Below are 14,989 nucleotides of genomic sequence, written 5' to 3' on the forward strand. Positions count from 1 at the left end.
TGCGAAGGGAGGTGCTGTACATGCGGGTAGTTGTGACACTGGCGTGCACGGAGTGCGGTGATAGAAATTATACGACAACGAAGAACAAGAGAAACCATCCGGAACGGTTGGAGCTTAGAAAATATTCGCCGCGGCTTAGAAAATATACGATTCATCGAGAGACACGATAACTGCTGTAAAATAGCATTTTTGTCTTCTTTGTTAATCGTGATTATTACGTATTAAAAAGAGGGATATATATGATTTTATCATCAATGCGGAATGTCATGTTCGGTTACGGGGAAACCCCGGTGCTTCAAAATGTGAGCCTTGATATTCACAGTGAGGAATTTGTAGGTATCACGGGACCTAACGGTGCTGCCAAATCGACGCTGCTAAAGCTGATGCTCGGTCTGATCAAGCCCTGGAGCGGGAGCGTCAGCATCAATCAGGAAGCGCTGAAGGGCAGGAAGCTGACTATCGGTTATGTTCCACAGCAGGTATCAGCATTTAACAGCGGTTTTCCGAGCAAGGTTTCAGAGCTCGTCAAGTCGGGCTGCTATCCGGGCCTCGGCTTGTTCCGGCGGTTCACGAAGGAGCATGAGGCGCTTGTCGAGCAAAGCCTTCGTCAGGTCGGTATGTGGGATTATCGGGATCGGAAAATCGGTGAGCTGTCCGGAGGGCAGAAGCAGCGTGTTTGCATTGCCAGAGCTTTGGCAGGAAAGCCTAATGTCCTTGTTTTGGATGAGCCTACAGCAGGGATGGATGCCGGTAGTCGACAGGGATTTTATCAATTAATGAGGCATTATGTATCGGAGCATGGAATTACAGTTATCATGGTGACTCATGGTCTGGAGGAGAGCGGAGAGTTTTTGGACCGCGTAATCTCTCTGGAGCAAAGGGAAAGCGAGGAATGGCAATGTTTGACTACGAGTTCATGCAGCGTGCGTTTTGGGCCGGAGCTCTGATCGGCATCATTGCACCTGTATTGGGCGTGTATCTGATGCTTCGACGGCAGGCTCTAATGGCTGATACATTATCCCATGTATCCTTGGCGGGAGTAGCGTTAGGCTCATTTATAGGCGTAAGTCCTACGCTGTCCGGTTTCGCGATTGCAGTGATTGGAGGGGTTATCGTAGAGCAGCTCCGCCGAACTTACCGAACGTATAGCGAGGTGCCTGTAGCGATCGTCATGACATCCGGGCTTGCCTTGGCGGTAGTTTTAATGAGTATGAACACTAGCCTGAGCAAGAGCTTTAGCTCTTATTTGTTCGGTTCGATTGTAGCGGTTAATCAAACGCAGCTATGGATGATCGGCGGGGTAGCTCTGGCGGGACTGGTTTATTTTATTATATTTAGAAGACCTCTCTATAATTTGACTTTTGATGAAGAAACAGCACAAATCGCTAGTGGTCATGTGAAATGGTTATCACTTTCTTTATCAGTATTGACCGGTATGACGGTGGCTGCAGCAATGCCGATTGTTGGCGTACTGCTGGTATCATCCTTGATGGTTCTGCCAGCTTCATTGGCGCTTCGCATAGCGAAAGGATTTCTGTCTGCTATTACGATAGCGGTAGCGGTTGGATTGACCGGTATTTTTAGCGGGCTAACTGCTTCTTATTATGCAAATACTCCTCCCGGCGGAACGATTGCCCTTATATTGCTAGTGTTCTTATTAGTAGGGATAGCTGTTCAGAGGGTGTATATAAAAGTACTTAAACGCAAGGTTTTCTCCAAGAGAGAAACGATAACGAAAGAACAAGGAATTAGCTAAGGGGGAGTAATTTATGAAGAGAAGTAAAATTAAAAACAGGTCACTGGCCATGCTTGCATTAAGTCTGGTGCTGATATTGTCTGCTTGCGGAAGCAATCAAGGAGGTCAGGGTAACTCCAAAGCCACGGCTAATACAGGATCGGGAGGAAATCAGACTGCCGCTGAACAGAGTGATAAGCTGAAAATAAGCGTAAGCTTTTATCCGATGTATGAGTTCACGACTAATGTAGCAGGCGATTTGGCAGAAGTTCAGTCTCTTGTCCCGAATGGCATAGAGCCGCATGATTGGGAGCCAACTCCTCAAGACATGAAACGGATTGAAGATTCGGATGTTATGGTCTATAACGGTGCAGGAATGGAGAGCTGGCTGGATCAGGTTTTGGCAGCAGTAAACAATGAGAAGTTGGTCAAGATTGAAGCCAGTCATGGGATTGAGATCATGGAAGGAGAAGAACATGATCATGAAGCAGAACACGATCATGAAGCCGAGCATGAGCATGCAGCAGAACATGAACATGAGGAAGAAGCGCATGATCATGATGCAGATGAACATGCAGGACACGAGCATGAAGGTGGAGAGACGGGGGACACTCATAACCACGATCATGATCATGGTGGTCTTGATCCGCATGTCTGGTTGTCGCCTGCGCTTGCGATACAGCAGGTTCGCAACATAGAAGCCGGATTATCGGAAGCAGCGCCACAATACAAGGAGCAGTTCAAGAGCAATGCTGATGCGTATGTAGCCAAGCTGGAGAAGCTGGATCAGGAGTTTAAAGATAGCCTGCAAAATGTAAAACGGAAGGATTTCATTACACAGCATGCGGCGTTTGGATATTTGGCTAAGCAATACGGATTAACCCAGATTCCTATCGCGGGCCTGTCTCCTGATCAGGAGCCGTCTGCCGCGGACATGGCGGAGATTGTACAATTTGCTAAAGAGCATCAGGTGCGGACCATTTTCTTTGAAACATTAGCCTCATCCAAGGTAGCGGATACGATAGCTAAAGAAATCGCAGCAAAAACGGACGTGCTGAATCCAATCGAAGGGCTGACGGACGAGGATATCGCTGCAGGCTTGGACTATTTAGGCATTATGCGTAAAAATCTGGAGGCACTCAAACTTGCTTTGAATGAATGAGTAAAAGCAAAACAAGGCGTCCCGGTAAAAGGGCGGGAGGTCACAAGGATAAATTGTGAACGTGAATCCATATCAAAGGCATACTAAAAATGGACCGGGAGCAGCGCTTTAAGTGCTGCTCCCGATATTCAGTTTTGTTACGCCCTCAATCCTTTGAGGGCAAGGCGGTCAACCGCACCGATATTGTTGTAGATAATCTCCACCTTTTGGCGGCGGTCACCCCGGCCCGAAGTTAATTGCTTTTAATTTCTATTTCTCTGTCGTTGACCAATATTGCATCGTTATTGCTAATTGGGGATAAATCTAATGTAGAAGAATAGGTATCCACTATTTTTTGCCCTATTATTTGAAATGGTGGATTAGTATAGTGAGGTACAGTATAAAACTCTACCAGACCTAAAGCTTCAAAACTTTCTAAGCCCGGCGCTTTTTTTGCACTATCCATTCCCTTTACATATTCAATATTTGCTGATGTAATCATTGCACCAGCAGATTCTCCGATATAAAGTTTTCCGGAATTGACTTCATCAATAATTACTTTATCTGCGCCGGTTCTTTTCAATTCTTGTAGCAAAAAGAAGGTATTCCCACCTGTCACATAAATGAAATCATTGTTTTTTAATTTGAAAGTTATTTCATCAATTGTAGCAGTTGATATGTCCAATTCGTCAATAATTAGCCCCATTTTTTCAAGTGCTTTCTTTCCAGCACTTACATAAAACACAACTTTTTCTACTTTGCTTGCGGTAGGGATAAAGGTTACAGTTTTACCGCTCAAGTTTTTTTCAAAATCTGTAAATATGTTAGCTACATCCTTAAAAGATGAAACCAAAAATAGTTTTTTCATATCCGCCTTGATCTCCTTTGCTTTCTGTTCTGATTAAAGTATTATTTATAATGGTGTCAGTTTATGAAACCGTTTAATTAAAAAGAGGAAATCGGATGAAAAAATCAGAACGGCTAAATGATATGATGATGTATCTAAATGACAAAAAATCGTTTAATCTTAAAGATATTATGAACAGGTACAGCATTTCTAAAAGCACAGCCCTTCGGGATGTTCAGTCTTTAGAGGAAATAGGTATGCCCATTTATTCAAACCCGGGGCGAAATGGATATTATGGTATTCTACCTAACCGTTTATTATCTCCTATTGTTTTTACAATTGATGAGGTTCACGCATTGTATTTTTCTATGCAGACACTTAATGCCTATCAATCCACCCCTTTTTGGTCATATCCTGAAAATGGCTGTGAATGAAAGAGTATGTGAAGTTTGTTATATAAAAGAAAAAGTCGAAAAACAGTATCATGTTCAATTCTTTGATATTACCTCTGCCTATGGTCAATGGTATGCAACGGCGTATAATTTCCTAACCCAAAAACCGCAAGTATTTCGTTGTGATAGAGTTCATTCCGTTCAACCCTGTGATAAATATATGCCAAAGCCACTTTCTGAATTTCTTGTGTCCTCCAGAAAGATGTTTCGGGACAAAAAAGCAGTTGACTTTGAGGTTATGATTTCCAGTCGGGGAGTAGATACATTTTACAAAGAACATTATCCATCTATGGAGCTACACCAAGAAAATGGCGAATGTCATATAAGGGGTTTTTACAACAAAGAAGAAGAAAATTTTATCGCTAACTATTTTATTATTTATGGAGAAACCCTTTTATCTATTCAGCCAGACAGCTTAAAAAACCTTATCCTTGAAAGGTTGGAATCGATAAAGAATCATCTTGTTTCGCAAAGCTAAATGAATACTAAAGACACGCAATACATCAGCACATTTTTGAGATTTTCCCTTTCGGGAAAACTCAAAAATTGCTTGTTGGGGAGGCCTCCCCAAACTATCGTTTCCAGGCATAAAAAAGCTCCTTTCCTTTATCGCAGTATTTTACATTACAAACATAAAATACAGCGACAAAGGCAGGATTGCTTGATCATTGTTTCTCCTATTAATGATCCTTCGGGACACAAAATCCATCTTCACACATTTGGCCTTGCTCAGATGGCGGAGAGTCAGGGTTCAGCGACACGATTGGATTCTCTTCACTCCATGCGGTTTGCAGCGCTCCAAGGAATACATCGCTGGGCTGTGCGCCTGATACAGCGTATTTGCGGTTAAATACAAAGAAAGGGACCCCTGTAGCACCAAATTGGCTGGCTTCACGTCCATCAGCTAACACTTCTTCTTCAAACCGGGTGCTGTTCAGCATGTTCAAAACCTCTTCACGCGGTATTCCAGTCTCTGCGGCGAGATCGACAAGCGTATCCCAGTCACTAATCAGCTTGGAATCGGTGAAGTAAGCTTTGTACAGCTTCTCGAGAACGTCCTCTGATTTTCCATAAGTATCTGCAAACTTGATTACTCGGTGCGCATCCAGAGAATTTGCTGGCAATGCATGGTCAAAGCGATAATCCAGACCAACTTGTTTGGCCTGTGCAACGAGATTATCGTGCATGCTCTTGACTTGCTCACGGCTGTAACCATACTTGTTAGCAACCAAAGTGTAAACGTCGAATGTAGGTTTTTTTGGAGCGTTCGGATCAAGCTGGAAGCTCCGATACACTACATTAACTTTATCTTTCTGCGGAAATTGCTCTAATGCCTTTTCAAAATAGCGTTTGCCAATATAACAGAACGGACAGGTAATGTCCGACCAAATTTCTACATTCATGTTCTGTTCCTCCTAAGATGATTTAAAGAAAGAGGCCGTCCCAAAAGTTATCTAGTATAACTTTGAGGGGCGTTTCTTTTTTAGCAGTGGAAAGGCAAGATATCAGGAAAAGCTGCAAAAATACAGTTTTATATAAGTAGCCATGAAAGGATGAACAAAAGCGTGCAAAAATGCAGGAATATGGTTCAGAATAGACCAGTTTGAAGAGAATCCCTAGAGAAAGCCTGCACATTTGCAGCAATTTAGGGCATTTAGAGGCTTTACATAAACAAAGCCTGCACATTTGCAGGAATTTCAGAAATTCCGCATCATGACACTATTACATATAAGATACGGTCATGGAATGTAGCAGGGTCAAGCGGTGCAGGGATCGTCTTCCTTGCACCGCTATTTCTAGTTTTGACAGTAAACCTACTTTTGGGTCAGCCCCTTTACACTAAAGGAACTATATCACACTCTGTCAGATATTCCAATGGATCAACAGGCCAGCATAGGCCAAGCCACCTCCAAAGCCATAAAGCAATATTTTATCGCCGTTTTTGATTTTCCCCTCGCGCAGTCCTAGATCTAACGACAACGGAATTGTAGCAGAAGAGGTATTCCCATAATTGACCATACTATATAAAGTACGTTCGAAAGGAAATTGACTTTTTTCACAGATGGATTCAATCATTCTTAAATTTGCACTATGAGGTACAAACCAATCGATATCGGATAATTCAAATGGTGAGTTATTTATAACAGAACGCATTCCTACTGGAACTGAAGTAACAGCCCATTTGTAGACTTCACGGCCGTTTTGAACGATATATCCATGATTTAATAAGTCAGCATCATTCATTGCATTAGAGAGGTTCGTACTATATAGATGATGTCCTAATTCTCCTTCCGAGCCCAAATGAGAGGCGATGAAACCAGGCAGTTCCTCATCATATTCGACGAGAACGGCGCCGGCACCGTCGCCAAATAGAATACAGGTAGATCGATCCGTATAATCCGTTACCTTGGATAGAGTTTCAGCGCCAATAACAAGAATTTTTTTGTGTAAACCGGATGTGATCAAGCCATTAGCTACATGCAGTCCATACGTAAAACCAGCGCAAGCTGCGTTTAGATCAAACGCTCCGGTGTCTTTAATTCCCAGTTTTGCTTGGAGATAAGAGGCGACACTGGGCGTTTTGTAATCTGGTGTTAAAGTACACACGATAATTAAATCTACATCGTCTACTGATTTACCGTACCGCTCGATTAAGTTGAGAACTGCTTTATAGGCCAAGTCGCTAGTGAATTCTCGTTCATGAGCTATCCTGCGCTCTTTAATGCCCGTACGCTTAACGATCCATTCGTCATTGGTATCCACCATTTGCTCTAAATCATTATTGGTTAATCTTCGTTCCGGAACGTAGGAACCTAGTGCTGTAATACGTGCTTTGGAATTGGTCATTGATTATCACCTCATTATAATAAATACCCCAATAATCATTACTTGATACTAGTAGCTAGTACTAAATATAAACAAAAAAATTATTAAAGGCAAATATTACTTTGTTCAGTTGAGCTTTGTTCGAACAAATTGACCTATATTCGCAATCGCATGGTTTGCCTCTGGCAGCATGTATGCTAGCATTTGAAAAACACTCCACATGTTATCCCATACTTCCAGTGTTATATCGACTCCTGCTGATTTAGCTTTTTCTGTAAAACGCAACGAATCACTTAAGAGTACTTCATGATCACCTACTTGGATTAATAGAGGTGGTAATCCATCCAAATTCCTTCTTAATGGTGATAATATCATTATTCCACTTGTCTTATTATTATCACCTAGATAAGCTTCTAATATCTTCTTGTTTCCTTCCAGACTCCCTGTTGGATCAAGGCCAGCTCTACTGAAATAAGATTCACCATCTAAATGAACGAGGTCGGTGTGCGGAGAGAGTAGAAACGCTCCAGCCGGAAGCTCTTCTGCATGATCTCGCAAAGAAATCAGGGTCATAAGAACAAGGCTTGCTCCAACGGAATCACCTCCAAGCACGATATCGTGAGCGGAGTATCCGTTCTTAAGTAACCATCGATAAGATGTCAGGCAATCGTCATTAGCAGCGGGATAAGGATGCTCCGGGGCAAGACGGTATTCAACAATCAAAACTTTTACACCGCTGGTTTTTGCAATTCTTGTACATAAATCACGGTAAAATTCAGAGGTGCCGGCAATAAATCCTCCACCGTGGAAATAAAGAATCAGCTTGTTGTCATGATCAGGGTCAAGGTTGACAGATGTGATCCATTCTGCCCTTAAGTGTTCAATCGTAGCCTGTTGAATGTGAACATCAGAATGTTTTGGGAAAAGAGCTGCATTCACGGACATTTCCTGACGAATCTGCTCTATTGATTTGTTCTCGTTGGTGCTTGTTTGCCGTAAGTGATTTTTGATTGCCTCAAGTTGTTCAATACTCGTTTTATCCAAAATAATCCCTCCTACAGGTTTTATGGGATTATTATAAAGCCTGTAGTAAACTACAAGGTCAAGCTAATGATCCATGTTAAGTATTTGGAGTGTAGTCTGCACCTCGGGGTGCTTGTCACTTGATTCTAATTGTGTTTTCAACTGATCCAGCAGGGTAAGCGTTTTTTCCTTATTGTCGATTTCGGATTGAATCTTGGCCATTTTTTTATTTATCAATGCTATGAAATCATCGATCTCGATGTTTTGATGTCTTGATTTTGTAAGAGCCTTTTTAATTTCTTTCAGGGTGAAGCCACATGATTTGGCATTATGAATAAAAGCAATGCGAATCAGCATTTCATCAGAATAAAGACGATAACCGGATTCTGACCGTAACGGTGGATCGATTAATCCGAGATCTTCGTAATATCTCAAAGTTTCTATATTTACATTAGCTTTTTTTGCAAATTGCCCGCGTAAATAATCCGACATTTGGCCACTCCTTGCATCAAAAAATATATTCGTATTTTGAGTCACTTTATAACGATCATACAATAGTTCAACTCTCGGTTGAATATTTTTTAAAATCAATTAAGAAGTTATTGTTGTCTCTTGTTAACTCCAATAAAATGGGTACATGTTAATAAGGAGCGTGAAGAAATGCTGAAAGAACAATTATCAAGGAACATCTGCATTTACCGAAAAGAAAACGGATTGACACAAGAGGAGCTGGCTCAAATTCTCGGGGTTTCGTTTCAAGCTGTTTCTAAGTGGGAGAACGCGCAAACCATGCCGGATATATCTCTGCTGCCGGAATTATCCAGAACATTACAGGTCAGCATCGATAAGCTGTTAGGATATATTTCCCAGGATAAACCGATCACCATTTATGAGGAGGAATACAAAACAGAGGAGTACTACTGGGGGTTAGAGCCCAATAAAGCGTGTTATCAGGTTCTACAATTAATGCCACCTGGCAGGCGCTTAAAGCTATTAGATATCGGTTGTGGTGAAGGAAAAGATGCCGTGTTTTTTGCGAGAAACGGGTATGATGTAACTGCCTTTGATGTATCGGACGCAGGGATTGAAAAGACGAAAAGACTCGCTGATCAAATGGGGGTACATGTTAACGTTTTTAAAGCGGACATCCTGGATTATAGATTAGATGCTTATTATGATATTGTGTTTTCAAGCGGTGTTCTGCACTACATAAAGCCGGATTTTCGCAATGAAATATTTGAAAACTATAAACAGTACACGAATGTAAATGGGATGCATTTCCTCAATGTGTTTGTTAATAAGCCTTTTATAGCGCCGCCTCCTGAAAAAGAACCTAACGCATACAAATGGTACTCAGGCGAATTGCTCTCTCATTATCATGATTGGTTTATTCAAGATAGCTCGGAGGTTGTGTTTGATTGCAATTCATCAGGAATTCCTCATCAGCATGCTATGGCTAACATTTTTGTGCAAAAATACCCCAGCTTGTTCTAAAAATAGGACAATGGGGTATTCCGGCTTTTATTTCTTCTTTTTCAACTTGGCGTCTGCACGTCCAATATTTTCAGCGACTCTGAATTGAACGATTCTGGTGATTAATGCATACGGTGGTAGCTCATCTATGGGAAATTGAACAGAACCTTTAGCATTCTTATATACTGATAGTTCATCAAGAAATGCACTAATCCCACTTGCACCAGGATAGAAGCCAATATGATTTTGATAGGCAGCAAAATGTACTAGATTCCCATGTAGCGCAAAAGTAGGCATTTGGTAGCTAATTTTTTCATTCGCACCTGGCGCGGCCTCTTTTATAACCTTTCTTAAGGTTTGAAGCTTATCCTGAACGTCAGGCGGGAATAAAGCGATATATTCATCAATTGAGCTAAAAGCGACTTTGTCTCCATTCATAGTTGATGATTCCTCCTGTAATTTCCATTATTTTCGGTGAACTTTAAAGGATACCCTTGTTCCAACACCCAAGGTGCTTTTGATTTGAAGTCCATTACCAAAATGCCGCTTTAATCGAAGATCTGTATTGATCAGTCCAACTCCGGATCTGCCGGTAGATCCCTTTTCCAGGATTCGGTGCAAATCAGCCTCAGCTATACCACTGCCGTCGTCTTCAACTGTTATCTCAGCATAAGTATCATGATTCGAGATTCGGATGACAATATTTCCACCACAGGCGTACTTCATAATTCCATGCTTAATGGCATTTTCGACCAGAGGCTGGATCGTAAGCAGCGGAATTTTCAGCTCCTTGCATTCGTCTATTTCCCAAGCCACATGCAGTCGATCTTCAAACCGTACTTGTTCAATATACAAATAGGAACGGACGATACTTAGCTCGTCTTCTATGGGCGCTAGCTCATCCATATTTATATGCTGAAATTTATTCCTTAAAAAGCTTCCAAGTACATCAAGCAAATTGCGCATCTTCTCCAAATCGGTTTCGCTCAATGCGGTAACTGCATTTAATGTATTGAATAAAAAGTGGGGTTGAATTTGCGCCTGAAGCCAAGCGGCCTCCATTTGCAATCGTTCGCGAACCGTTTGCTTGACTGTTGTTAACGCTCTGACTCGTGATCTTAATTCCAGAGCATCTACCGGCTTCGTTACATAATCGTTAGCACCCGCTAAAAATCCGTTTTCGATGTCCTCAGGCTGGCTTCTTGCAGTAAGGAGCAGAATGGGCAGTTCTGTAAGCGTGAATCGACTACGAATCATTCGTGTAAGCTCATACCCGGACATATGAGGCATCATGACGTCTGAAATAACTAAATCCCATTCCTTGGACTCCAATACATCCAACGCTTGTTGACCGCTTGTTACGCATATCATGTCATATTGTTCTAATGTAAGAATCGATTCCAGCACATTCAGATTCATCGGATCATCGTCCACCACTAAAATTCTAGGTCGATCAGCTAGTAGCTGTGGCTTCGGCTCGGATATCAAGCTGTGTGATAAAGGAGAGGAAGCCATTGACGATTTTACTAAATCAACCGTTGCAGCAATTTCTGTTCGTATATCTTCTTGTGAAGATGCAGAATCTGCTAGCTGTAAGCAAAAGATAAATTCCGAGCCTTCACCGGGAACAGAGTGTACTTCCAAGGTTCCTCCGTGCAGCTCTACCAGTTGCTTACTAATGCTCAGTCCGAGTCCAAAACCTCCCTCAATCATCGACCTTTTAGAGTCAGCCTGCTCGTATGGTTCAAACACCCGTTGTAGAGTTGCTTCATCCATACCGATGCCGGTATCCGCGATCTCTATGTAAGCTTTCCCGCCTCTTAAGAAACCTCGAATAGACACCTCACCCTGGTCTGTATATTTCACCGCATTGTGAACAAGGTTGTATACGATTTGTATGACCCGATTTTCGTCGGCAAATACTTGCGGAAAATGCTCAGGGATTTGATTTTCCAGCCTCACTTTTTTTCCATCTGCCAGTAAATAAAGCATATCGAATACACCAGTCACAATCGTCTGCATAGAAAAGCTTCGAAGTTGTAGATGTGAACCATTTTGTCTCAGACTCATCACATCAAGCAGCTCGCTTAACATCAATGACATTCGCCGTCCGACAGACAGGACGCTTTCCAGATCTCTAACACTTTTTTTGTTTAAAGCATTCTGCTCTCTTTCCAGAACGGCCTGCGAAAGATTAAGAATGCTATGAAGCGGATTACGCAGTTCGTGAGATGTATTGGCTAGAAATTCATTCTTCAGCTTATCAGCCTGTTGAAGCTTTGCAGCGAGCTTTTTAGTTTCCAGATGCTCCTGAAAGTAGCTTTTAAACCATACAGACGCAAAGCAGGCTATCGCTATAATGAGATCCCACGGATAATATACGATACTGATCCCTTTAAACAGGAATAATGCCCACCATATATAATTACTTGCAAGTGCAGTGAAGGCCAAAAGAAATAGTACGCTGCCCTTAATTTGTTTGATCGCCTTTTGAAGCATGGACCATAAGGATAAGACGACAGAAATCAACATTAGCACAAAATAAAACGGCTGAATTATTATGGAATATTGAACAGGCAGGATAATTGCCACTACAACGCCAACGATACAAAGACGAATATACCATCGAGATATTTTTTTCAAAAACAGGGATAACTGTTGTTCTACATACAGAAGCAGGGCATAGGAAATTCCAATCATAGCAAGATGAACTAACTTAAAGCCCATCTCGTAATTTATCGAGAACCAATAATGTAATACTTTTTCTTCGCTCCCAAGTAAATTCATGAACATCACACAGATGATCAGCAGGGAAAAGTAAAGCAAGTTCTTATCCCTAGGGCCTGCCAGGTACAAAATAATCCCATAGATGGCATGCATCAGAAATACGATTGCGACTACCTGCTGCATAGTGATAGACGTGCGTATTTCATTTGCAATAACTTGCTCTGTTCCAAACTTCATCGAGCGAACAATTCCGCTGTCACGGAAATCTTTAAAATTTGCCCCCTGAACAACAATTTCAATGATGTCACTGTCGCCTGCTGTAAAGGAAGCTGAGTAGGGGAGATTCCTCGAAACATAATTTTGTTCATCTACAGCTGGTTGTCCTGATTTAGCAAGCAGTCTTCCATTTGCATACAGCTCCGAAGAGCTGCGGACGCTTGGAACTCGAATGCTATATGTATAATCACGTTCTGGGTTAACGAGAATTTGAAGTCGATATGAGCCGTATCCGTAGGGAGTACTATGACCTGGCTCCAAGGAATCGTTCCATTTTCCCGGAACCTGAAGCATTTGGGGAGTTGTGTTAAATGCTTTTATTGGATCATCTATCAGGAATACATGAGGATAAAACTCCCATTGTCCATCCAAATTAATCGAATGACCCTTTTGTGCAGCATCCCAGTCTCGTAAATCAAGGACCCCATTCTCAATTTGCGGTTGATCGTCAGTATAAAATTTATCTATCCAAAGTAATCGTGAACCTGTAAGAATAATTATGAACAAACCCACGATCGCAAAAGTTTTCCAGGTCTTATATTTCTTTATACCAGTTATCAAGTTATTCTAGCTCCTATCGCATACCCTATAGCGGGTTCTACTGCATATAGTCTATAAAACTAATTATATACTAACAGGTAAATTAGTGTAGAATACAAGAGGATCAAATATTTGAAATAATAGGGAATCTTGTTTTTGGTGAACCTCTAGCTTATATTAAGAATTCATTTAGGATGTGGTTTCTTTGAATAACAATTTACAGTCTGATTGTGAACAATGCTTTGGAATATGCTGTGTGGCTTTACCTTACGCAAAATCAGCGGATTTCGCTTTTAATAAGGAAGGCGGGATTCCTTGCTGCAACTTGCGTCCTGATCATCATTGCGGTATACATGAGCATCTTATAGATAAAGGTTTTCACGGGTGTGTTTCTTATGAATGTTTTGGTGCAGGGCAGCATGTCTCGCAGCAAATCTTCAAAGGTAAGGATTGGAGAAATAATCCAGAGCTGTCCAAAGAAATGTTTGCAGTATTTCCTGTTGTTCAGCAATTGCATGAGATGCTTTATTATTTAAATCAGGCTTTACATTTAGAAGAAACTCGTTCTATTCATAATGAGTTGCAAAGCGTCTTTGATACAACCTTATCTCTGACTCATCTTCATCCGGTAGAGATTATAAATTTAGATGTACCTGCTCATAGAGAAGTCGTAAATCAGTTATTGCTGCAAACTAGTGAAATCATTCGAAAAGATCATCTTCAAAGTAATAGCAACAGCAAGCTACGTAAGGATTTTTTAGGTGCAAATTTGAAGGGGGCCAACCTGCGAGGAATGAATTTTAGAGGGGCATTGCTGATTGCAGCCAATTTGAAGGGCGCTGATTTAAGAAAAGTGGATTTTATAGGCGCAGACTTGAGAGATGCTGATTTATCAGGTGCAGATCTTACTGGATGTATTTTTTTGACTCAAGCTCAAGTAAATTCGGCCAAAGGCAATAAAGAGACTAGGCTGCCTCGTTACATTAAGGCTCCTGCCCATTGGCTATAAGTTGTCAGACGCGAGTATGACCAAGGGGCCAGTCATTAAATCTTCAAGGGCACTCCCGTTGTTCAGTGCATTATTTATCGCATTAAATTCGGCACTTTGAAATAAGATGGTTTGAATTTTATCGTTATCTATTTCTCCATTGAACTTGTGTATCAGCACGTCCTGAATGAGATTATAGAGTTGGTGATTGGATATTAAATCCATTTTTTGAGAACCGTCCGGTGACATCGTGATCAGTTCATTTGAATATGTCACTTCTCTAATAATCAATCGGCAATAAGAGGATGGGATCAGGCAATAAAGCTCTCGAGCGATGTGCTTGTCTTTTGTGAATTGATTGATATTTTCAATGATTTCCTCAGTACTTTCAGAATCGGCATTTTCCATGATATTAATTGCATGTTGAATGGCTTGAATTCGTTCATTATCTTGAGGCTGAGCCTCTGTTTTTTGTTTTTTAAAAAATTTATCAATAAACCCCACTTCTACACCACCTGTTACTTTAAATGGATTTCTCTGAATATATCGTCATTATGGCTATTATTGTTAATAGTCAATAAAAACTGTGATTGATCGAGCGGTATAAATCTGGGCTAGGACAGAACTGTGACCCGAAGGATAGACACCCGCTAGTCATCCCAATACAAAAAGGATATCTAGGATAGCGACCATACTGAGCACATTATTAAAGAAGGGGCTGTTCCAACTGTTCCAAAAGTTTCTAAGTATAGCTTTGAGGGGCGCTTCTTAGCAGTGGAAGGCAAAATATCAGGAAATGCATGCAAAAATGCAGTTTTATATAAGTAGCCATGAAAGGATACACAAAAGCCTGCAAAAGTGCAGGAATATGTTTCAGAATAGACTAGTTTGAAGAGAATCCTTAGAGAAAGCCTGCACATTTGCAGCAATTTAGGGCATTTAGAGGCTTTACATAAACAAA

At 41.3% G+C, this 14,989-nt stretch carries 14 protein-coding genes and 1 pseudogene; 7 read left to right on the top strand and 8 right to left on the bottom strand.

The window, feature by feature from the left end:
- Positions 1–20: 20 nt before the first annotated feature.
- From rpmG to BLS49_RS16445, 4 genes are all read left to right on the top strand, one after another.
- Positions 21–170 (top strand): 50S ribosomal protein L33, encoded by a 150-nt coding sequence (gene rpmG / locus BLS49_RS16430; RefSeq protein ID WP_091232962.1) that lies wholly within the window; start codon positions 21–23, stop codon positions 168–170.
- A gap of 69 nt (positions 171–239) precedes the next feature.
- On the top strand, positions 240–947 hold the full coding sequence (locus tag BLS49_RS16435; protein ID WP_091232965.1) for a metal ABC transporter ATP-binding protein: 708 nt from the start codon (positions 240–242) through the stop codon (positions 945–947).
- The gene (locus BLS49_RS16440) at positions 893–1,756 is read left to right on the top strand and encodes a metal ABC transporter permease (RefSeq protein WP_091232969.1); all 864 of its coding nucleotides are present in this window, start codon (positions 893–895) and stop codon (positions 1,754–1,756) included. The genes BLS49_RS16435 and BLS49_RS16440 overlap by 55 nt, the downstream gene beginning before the upstream one ends.
- A gap of 13 nt (positions 1,757–1,769) precedes the next feature.
- Positions 1,770–2,897, top strand: coding sequence for a metal ABC transporter substrate-binding protein (locus BLS49_RS16445; protein WP_091232973.1), 1,128 nt, complete (start codon positions 1,770–1,772; stop codon positions 2,895–2,897).
- Positions 2,898–3,129: 232 nt separating this feature from the next.
- Here the strand turns inward: BLS49_RS16445 and BLS49_RS16450 are convergent, their stop codons facing one another.
- On the bottom strand, positions 3,130–3,744 hold the full coding sequence (locus tag BLS49_RS16450; RefSeq protein WP_091232975.1) for a peptidase E: 615 nt from the start codon (positions 3,742–3,744) through the stop codon (positions 3,130–3,132).
- 95 nt (positions 3,745–3,839) lie between these two features.
- On the opposite strand from BLS49_RS16450, the pseudogene BLS49_RS16455 reads away from it, so the two are divergent.
- Positions 3,840–4,653, top strand: a pseudogene (locus BLS49_RS16455) (helix-turn-helix transcriptional regulator).
- 202 nt (positions 4,654–4,855) lie between these two features.
- Here the strand turns inward: BLS49_RS16455 and BLS49_RS16460 are convergent.
- The 4 genes from BLS49_RS16460 to BLS49_RS16475 all read right to left on the bottom strand — a co-directional run bounded on the left by BLS49_RS16460 (position 4,856) and on the right by BLS49_RS16475 (position 8,516).
- Positions 4,856–5,578 carry a DsbA family oxidoreductase gene (locus BLS49_RS16460; protein ID WP_091232978.1) on the bottom strand — a complete coding sequence of 241 codons (723 nt, stop codon included), beginning with the start codon at positions 5,576–5,578 and terminating at the stop codon, positions 4,856–4,858.
- A gap of 460 nt (positions 5,579–6,038) precedes the next feature.
- A complete protein-coding gene (locus BLS49_RS16465) occupies positions 6,039–7,022 on the bottom strand; it encodes a ketoacyl-ACP synthase III (RefSeq protein WP_091232981.1) in 984 nt (327 codons plus the stop codon).
- Positions 7,023–7,127: 105 nt separating this feature from the next.
- Positions 7,128–8,045 (bottom strand): alpha/beta hydrolase, encoded by a 918-nt coding sequence (locus BLS49_RS16470; protein ID WP_175471445.1) that lies wholly within the window; start codon positions 8,043–8,045, stop codon positions 7,128–7,130.
- 63 nt (positions 8,046–8,108) lie between these two features.
- The gene (locus BLS49_RS16475) at positions 8,109–8,516 is read right to left on the bottom strand and encodes a MerR family transcriptional regulator (RefSeq protein ID WP_091232987.1); all 408 of its coding nucleotides are present in this window, start codon (positions 8,514–8,516) and stop codon (positions 8,109–8,111) included.
- A gap of 171 nt (positions 8,517–8,687) precedes the next feature.
- Between BLS49_RS16475 and BLS49_RS16480 the strand changes: the two genes are divergently transcribed.
- Positions 8,688–9,518 carry a helix-turn-helix domain-containing protein gene (locus tag BLS49_RS16480; RefSeq protein ID WP_091233008.1) on the top strand — a complete coding sequence of 277 codons (831 nt, stop codon included), beginning with the start codon at positions 8,688–8,690 and terminating at the stop codon, positions 9,516–9,518.
- Between the two features lie 27 nt (positions 9,519–9,545).
- Here the strand turns inward: BLS49_RS16480 and BLS49_RS16485 are convergent, their stop codons facing one another.
- Together BLS49_RS16485 and BLS49_RS16490 are read right to left on the bottom strand one after the other, a co-directional pair.
- Positions 9,546–9,935, bottom strand: a complete 390-nt coding sequence (locus tag BLS49_RS16485) for an iron chaperone (RefSeq protein ID WP_091232990.1) — start codon at positions 9,933–9,935, stop codon at positions 9,546–9,548.
- A gap of 27 nt (positions 9,936–9,962) precedes the next feature.
- On the bottom strand, positions 9,963–13,061 hold the full coding sequence (locus BLS49_RS16490; RefSeq protein WP_342707209.1) for a hybrid sensor histidine kinase/response regulator: 3,099 nt from the start codon (positions 13,059–13,061) through the stop codon (positions 9,963–9,965).
- Positions 13,062–13,245: 184 nt separating this feature from the next.
- Between BLS49_RS16490 and BLS49_RS16495 the strand changes: the two genes are divergently transcribed.
- Positions 13,246–14,049, top strand: coding sequence for a pentapeptide repeat-containing protein (locus tag BLS49_RS16495; RefSeq protein WP_091232993.1), 804 nt, complete (start codon positions 13,246–13,248; stop codon positions 14,047–14,049).
- Here the strand turns inward: BLS49_RS16495 and BLS49_RS16500 are convergent.
- Positions 14,044–14,532, bottom strand: coding sequence for a hypothetical protein (locus BLS49_RS16500; protein ID WP_091232996.1), 489 nt, complete (start codon positions 14,530–14,532; stop codon positions 14,044–14,046). The two genes, BLS49_RS16495 and BLS49_RS16500, sit on opposite strands and share 6 nt — an antisense overlap.
- Between the last annotated feature and the right edge of the window lie 457 nt (positions 14,533–14,989).

Origin of the sequence: Fontibacillus panacisegetis (genome assembly GCF_900102215.1) — a bacterium.
GTDB classification, from domain to species: domain Bacteria; phylum Bacillota; class Bacilli; order Paenibacillales; family Paenibacillaceae; genus Fontibacillus; species Fontibacillus panacisegetis.

What these genes read in the sequence shown, in the direction of transcription:
- rpmG (WP_091232962.1), top strand. Translation starts at nt 21, where the DNA reads ATGCGGGTAGTTGTGACACTGGCGTGCACGGAGTGCGGTGATAGAAAT.
- BLS49_RS16435 (WP_091232965.1), top strand. Translation starts at nt 240, where the DNA reads ATGATTTTATCATCAATGCGGAATGTCATGTTCGGTTACGGGGAAACC.
- BLS49_RS16440 (WP_091232969.1), top strand. Translation starts at nt 893, where the DNA reads ATGGCAATGTTTGACTACGAGTTCATGCAGCGTGCGTTTTGGGCCGGA.
- BLS49_RS16445 (WP_091232973.1), top strand. Translation starts at nt 1,770, where the DNA reads ATGAAGAGAAGTAAAATTAAAAACAGGTCACTGGCCATGCTTGCATTA.
- BLS49_RS16450 (WP_091232975.1), bottom strand. Translation starts at nt 3,744, where the DNA reads ATGAAAAAACTATTTTTGGTTTCATCTTTTAAGGATGTAGCTAACATA.
- BLS49_RS16460 (WP_091232978.1), bottom strand. Translation starts at nt 5,578, where the DNA reads ATGAATGTAGAAATTTGGTCGGACATTACCTGTCCGTTCTGTTATATT.
- BLS49_RS16465 (WP_091232981.1), bottom strand. Translation starts at nt 7,022, where the DNA reads ATGACCAATTCCAAAGCACGTATTACAGCACTAGGTTCCTACGTTCCG.
- BLS49_RS16475 (WP_091232987.1), bottom strand. Translation starts at nt 8,516, where the DNA reads ATGTCGGATTATTTACGCGGGCAATTTGCAAAAAAAGCTAATGTAAAT.
- BLS49_RS16485 (WP_091232990.1), bottom strand. Translation starts at nt 9,935, where the DNA reads ATGAATGGAGACAAAGTCGCTTTTAGCTCAATTGATGAATATATCGCT.